This is a genomic window from Desulfomarina sp. (assembly GCF_054039375.1).
In genome coordinates, this window is the sequence record NZ_JBPLBA010000101.1 from 1 (window position 1) to 5,772 (window position 5,772).

7 protein-coding genes and 1 pseudogene are annotated in these 5,772 nt (G+C 51.0%); all 8 read right to left on the reverse strand.

Annotated elements, in window-relative coordinates:
• Positions 1-189: 189 nt before the first annotated feature.
• Entirely contained in the window at positions 190-588 is a 399-nt protein-coding gene (vapC, locus tag ACXLDX_RS05695) for a type II toxin-antitoxin system VapC family toxin (RefSeq protein ID WP_457576232.1), read from the reverse strand.
• Complete coding sequence (locus ACXLDX_RS05700; RefSeq protein WP_457576233.1) at positions 585-785, reverse strand: type II toxin-antitoxin system VapB family antitoxin; 201 nt, start codon at positions 783-785, stop codon at positions 585-587. The genes vapC and ACXLDX_RS05700 overlap by 4 nt, the downstream gene beginning before the upstream one ends.
• 46 nt (positions 786-831) lie before the next feature.
• Positions 832-2,679, reverse strand: coding sequence for an asparagine synthase (glutamine-hydrolyzing) (gene asnB, locus ACXLDX_RS05705; RefSeq protein WP_457576234.1), 1,848 nt, complete (start codon positions 2,677-2,679; stop codon positions 832-834).
• On the reverse strand, positions 2,667-3,860 hold the full coding sequence (locus ACXLDX_RS05710; protein WP_457576235.1) for a glycosyltransferase family 4 protein: 1,194 nt from the start codon (positions 3,858-3,860) through the stop codon (positions 2,667-2,669). The genes asnB and ACXLDX_RS05710 overlap by 13 nt, the downstream gene beginning before the upstream one ends.
• Before the next feature lie 2 nt (positions 3,861-3,862).
• Positions 3,863-4,729: a glycosyltransferase family 2 protein gene (locus ACXLDX_RS05715; protein WP_457576236.1), complete on the reverse strand. Its 867-nt coding sequence runs from the start codon at positions 4,727-4,729 to the stop codon at positions 3,863-3,865.
• A gap of 142 nt (positions 4,730-4,871) precedes the next feature.
• Positions 4,872-5,183 (reverse strand): nucleotidyltransferase family protein, encoded by a 312-nt coding sequence (locus ACXLDX_RS05720; protein WP_457576237.1) that lies wholly within the window; start codon positions 5,181-5,183, stop codon positions 4,872-4,874.
• Positions 5,170-5,610 carry a nucleotidyltransferase substrate binding protein gene (locus tag ACXLDX_RS05725; RefSeq protein WP_457576238.1) on the reverse strand — a complete coding sequence of 147 codons (441 nt, stop codon included), beginning with the start codon at positions 5,608-5,610 and terminating at the stop codon, positions 5,170-5,172. The genes ACXLDX_RS05720 and ACXLDX_RS05725 overlap by 14 nt, the downstream gene beginning before the upstream one ends.
• A gap of 1 nt (position 5,611) precedes the next feature.
• Positions 5,612-5,772: pseudogene (gene glmM, locus ACXLDX_RS05730) on the reverse strand (phosphoglucosamine mutase); the annotation flags it as partial.

Consider the following 5,772-nt stretch of genomic DNA (forward strand, 5'->3'; position numbering starts at 1 on the left):
GGATGGCCCTGGCCAGGGTTGTTTTCTCGACCTGCCTGGGACCACTGACAAAAACCATTTTCTTTTTCAGGTCCTGCTCGACCTGATTGGCAAGGTAGCGGCGTATCATACATTCCAGGATACAAGATTTTTCACCCCAGGTCAAAAATGCTCATGAGTATTTTTGACTTGGGGTGAAAACACAAACATTCATATATACGAATTCAGGCCGATAACAGGCGCCATCAAGGTGAAATCACGGTCGTTATGAAGAAGAAACAGGTCATGCTCAATGGCGATTCGGGCGATCAGACAATCAATGGTACTTCTGATAGTGATGCCTTTTTGTCGGCATGTAAAAAAGATGTGCGCGGCCTGGGCATACGATTCAACCGGATCCAGGGGATGGAAAAAACGCTGGCTGCCAAGATATTCTTCCAGCAGTTCATATTCCGTAAGAGATGCGGCTCCCTGAAGAATCTCCTGGTATATCACGGAGGTGATGCCAAAGGGGATCTGTTGCCGAATAATTTCACGCAACCTGTTTGTCGGCCTGTTCGTATTCCCCTTGAAGAAATCAATCAGGACCGAGGTGTCAACAAGAATCATTTGCCCAGCCTGAGCGTTTTATAATCGTATCCGTCACGGAATTGAATTTGCCCGGCAAGCTCCAGGAGATTTTTTCGTTTCTTTCTCTCCACAAAGTCCCGCAACGCGGCGTCAACCACCTCTCTTTTGGTTTTCAGTCCACTGAGCCGAAGGGCTTCTGCGACAAGCGCATCATCAAGCACAATATTTGTCCTCATAACACACACCTCCTTGTGCATCACAATACACATCATTCTGCTCCTGTCAAGATCGTCTGCTCTTCCAGACCAGGTACACAAAAATCGACCATAACCGATAGCCGTGATCGCGCTGGCCTGACCGATGTTGTTGCAGCAGTTTTAGGACTTTGTTGGCAACAAGGGGTGAGTCCACGCTTTGCAAAAGATGTTCGAGCTCATCCCCGGCCTCGCCCCTGAACCAGCCATGGATCGGCACCCCGAATCCCTGTTTGCGGCGCTGCCAGATGTTTTGCGGCAGATAGCCGGAAAATGAACTGCGAAGCATTCGTTTTCCCCGCATGCCACGACGATGCCAGGGCCGCGGCATTGAAAAGGCCAGTTCCAGCACCTGCCGGTCCAGAAAAGGGGCCCTGGTTTCCAGGGAACAGGCCATGGAGGCCCGGTCCACCTTGAGCAGAATATCCTGGGGAAGATAGACCAGGGCATCGGCATACATCATTCTAGTTATATCATCGGGTCCGCATTGTTCAGGCAAATTGATGAGCCCATGCCCCTTTTCCGCCAGGTCGGGAACCAGCTCACCAAACAGCCTGCCTGAATACATGAGGGGAGCAATATAGGGTGTTTCGTCCTCCATCCTGTCAATGATATCCTGGAAGAGATGGGCCTTTTTCAGCAGGGACCGGCTATGATGGCTTACCGGCTCCGGCAGCAGGCGGATGGCGGCGCCGATTCCCCGGCGCAGGGGTTTCGGCAGACGGGTATACCAGCGCAGGATGGAGCGGGCCAGGTAGCGCTGGTAGCCGGAGAACAACTCATCGCCGCCGTCACCGGACAGGGCCACCTTGACATGGTCTGCCGCGACCCGGGAGACAAGGGTGGTGGGCAGGAGGGAGGAATCGGCAAAGGGCTGGCCGATATGGTTCAGAATCAGATCGGTCAGGACATTTCTGTCCCAACCGGAAAGGGTCTGGCAATAATGATCGGTCCCGCAAAACTCCGCCATCTGGCTGGCATAAGCGGACTCATCATAGCTCTTTTCCTGAAATCCGATGGTGAATGTTTTGGGGATGACCTCAAGGTCACGGGTCAAAATCGAAACCACAAGCGACGAGTCAATGCCGCCGGAGAGAAAAGCGCCGACCTCGACATCCGCGACAAGGCGCTTTTCTACTGCCGCGACCAGGCATTCCCGGATACCTTTCGCGGCCTGATCCCGTGAACCGCTGAACCGGCCCGGCTCCAGGCGCCAGTATGGGGCCTGCCGGGTTCCCTTGTCCGGTGACCATTGCAGAACATGACCGGGCAGTACCTCGTAAACGTCCTTGTATGCTGTGGTGCCGGGCAGATAATAGCCGTAGCGGAGATAATCAGCCGTGGAATCAAGGTCTTCGCGCCAGGGGCCGGTCGCAAGCCGGGCCAGGGAGGGCAACTCGGAGCCGCAGATACATGTTCTGCCGGATATCTGGTAATAGAGTGGTTTTTTCCCCATGCGGTCCCGGCAGAGCAGGAGAGTGCGGGAAGCGGAATCCCAGAACGAAAAGGCCCACATGCCTTCAAGCCGCTGGATAAAATCCCGGCCATGCAGGATCAGGCCGGCCAGCAGCACCTCGGTATCACCGCCGGTCAAAAAATGCCAGCGTCCCGCAAGCTCGGCGCGCAGTTCCTGGTAATTATAAATCTCACCATTATAGGAAAGAATACAGCGGTCAGACGGATCCGCCATGGGTTGACGGCTGGCGGACAGGTCGATAATGGAAAGCCGCCGATGGCCGATGCAAACATCCTCTTTCTGCCAGATGCCTGAATCATCAGGCCCCCGGTGCCTGAGCCTGTTCAGGCATTTCTCCATCCTGGCAAAAGACTCAGCCTGATTCATATCAGGATTATAGACAAAGGCTATTCCGCACATGATCGCTTTTTGGCACGTACTGAGATCAATTTTTCATATAACCGCTGGTATGACCCGGCGCAGTTGGGCCAGGTCAACCCCATGTTGAGCAAGGTCTGCCGTGCCGCAGCACCAAAACGGCGCCGAATATCCGGGGAACCAATGAGCCTGGCCAGGTGTCCGGCAAGGGCCTTGCTGTCCCCGGCCGGGAAAAGCAGGCCGTTTTTCCCATGCTCTATCAGTTCGCTGATGCCATCAATATCCGAGCCGATAACACTTACTCCCGCGGCCATTGCTTCCAGAACCGAGTTGGGACGGCCTTCCTGGTGGCTCGCCTGTACCAGGATATCTGTTTGCGCAAGCAGGTTCACGATTTCCCGCGGGGATACCTGGCCCGGAAATGACACATGCTCCTCAAGGCCAAGTCTGGCGGTTAACTTTTTCAACCTGTCCTTTTCCATGCCCTCACCAGCAATACATAATGTCCAGTTTTGTCTGCCCGGGCATTGCCCCAGGGCGTTTAGGACAATATCCACGCCTTTTACCGGGACGAGATTGCCCAGGATAAGAATTTTGTTTGTTCTCCCATCTTTTTTTTCAGGTAACGCAAAAAAATTCTCTCCCACGCCATTGGCAATAAAGGATATCCTTTCTTTTTTTTCCAGGTACAGGTTGACCAGGTTTTCACGCATTCTGCCTGACACTGTCACAACCCGATCAGAAAGGAACAGGCAGGCCCGCAACAGGAAACGATACACTAGGGAACTGCCTGCCCGGCTTACATCCTCTCCCCGCAAGGTGGTGACCACCGGAACCTGGACGATTTTACCGGCCAGGCCCGCGATAACACCATTTATGGACCAATGGGCATGAATGACATCGCATTGCCGTGCATACACAAAAACATGCCGGAACATGGCCAAAAACAAGCCGGGAAGCAGGAGGACGTTTTTTTTTGACTTGGCCAGGGCCACGGGCAGTCCACCCTGCCCATGGGCCAGAACCTGCAACTTCCTTGGCGCGTAACGATATGTTATGAGAGTATATTTCCTGTTTCTATCGGCAATTTTTTCGATACTATCCGGGGTCAGGACAAGACAGTCCACACAATCGGGGAAGGCCTTCACAAGACGTTCGATAAAAATGCCGCTTGAAGAGTCTTCCTGAAGTGGAAAAGAGGTGGTCAGATGCAGAACCCGCATTGCTACTCCACCCGGTCATAGCGCATCTGGGAGATCTGCTCGGCAACCAGACCAATCATGAAGACAATCAGGGAGCTGTTAAACAGCAATGCCGACATATTGGTGAATCGTCCCTGGGTCGTAAACGTATATCCATAATAGGCCAGTGCAACAAAAAAGAGCAGGCCGCTAGTGGGCAGGAACACGCGCATGGGTGAAAAAAGGGTGGCCACTTTAGTGATGATAAGAAAAAAACGGGCCCCGTCCTGGAGTAATTTGATCTTACTCTTTCCAGTTCTTCGTTTCGTTTCAATGGGCACATACTTGATAGTACGGCCGCTGCGCAGGTAACCCATTGTCAAGGTAGAAGGATAAGAAAAAGTATTAGGCAGCAGGTAAATAAACTGGCGGACAGTGGAGGACCTGACAAGGCGGAAACCCGACGTAAGGTCTTCAACCCTGAATTTTGTCACATAGGAGGCAAAGCAGTTATACAGTTTATTGGCGATATTCCTGTGCAGTGAGGTTTCCGATTTTTTCGTTCTGGCCCCCACCACCATATCATAGGAATCCTTATATTCAAGCAGCCGCTCGATATCTTCAGGTTTATGCTGGCCGTCCGCATCCATCATCACGATCCACTCCCCACGGGCCATACGCAGGCCGGTTTTAACCGCGGCGCCATTGCCGATATTGTAGGGATGGGGCCATACACAGGCTCCTGAGTCCATGGCTGCCCTCATTGTATTATCCGAGGAGCCGTCATCAATCACCAGGATTTCAAAATTCGGGTGCAGTTTCCTGATTGCGCCGACGGTATCCGCTATTGCCTGCTCTTCATTAAATGCAGGCAATAAAATTGTCACTTCATATGTTTCTGTTGTTTTCACAAAATTATTTCCCCTGTAATGGAATTATCCATTTTCTGAAATGCCGGATTCAGTCAGTAAAATTTTATCATAAAGCAAGTGCAGGCCCAAGCTGATCCTTTATTTCATTTCTACGCCACCAATATTCAGATCAGGATTTTTTTTATTTCCGGGCATATATCAGCTCTCCGTATATTTCTATATGCTCTTTTAGGGCCGGATTATTGATCGAATCAAAAAGGATACAGTCAAAAAAGAAAGGAAAGGCGGTTTCATTCTCCAGATAATCCCTGATTTTGTCTACTTTTCGCGTTGTCATATTTTCACCATAAAAGGCGAGATCAACATCAGAACCCGGTTTGGCGTTTCCCATGACCCTTGAACCAAATATTACCACCCGCTCAATCTCCGGATCCCTGGAAAAAAAATTTTGCAATCCGCGGATGACATGCACAGGCAAATCAATTTTGCTCATATTCCACGCGGTTCCGTAACCAATGGACCAGCTTGCGAATTTCCGGTGAAAACTCGTCCTTTATCAATCTGTATGCCCCCATGGCGAGCGTCTCATCATAAGTATGCGCGAGCAGATTTCTTTTCCCCAGCATTTCAAGCCAGCATTCGCCATCATCAATGATCTCGTATTGAAAACCATTTTTTATGCCATCCCTTGGAAACCGGCAGTGAACTCCCTGGGCCTCAAGAAAATCCTTCATCGTTTTCCAGGCCAGCTCAAAGGAAAACTCAAAACTCTGTATGATCCCCTGCCTTTCAATATCACTTGGATCAGCAATCGCAAGACCACTTTCAAGCTGCCTGAAACCCTTTTCAAGGTTCTGGAAACGCTGCCTCCATCGTATTTTCTTTAAATCATTTTTCTTATCTCCACTGGCACCACTCAACTCAATTCTCCCCTATCAGCGAACACAACTCGTCAGCAATTGTATTAATTTCCTCTGAATTCTTCCCCTCCACCATGACTCGTATGACCGGTTCCGTGCCGGACGCCCGCACCAGGATACGTCCATCATTACCGAGTTGTTTTTCATATTCTTCAACTGTTT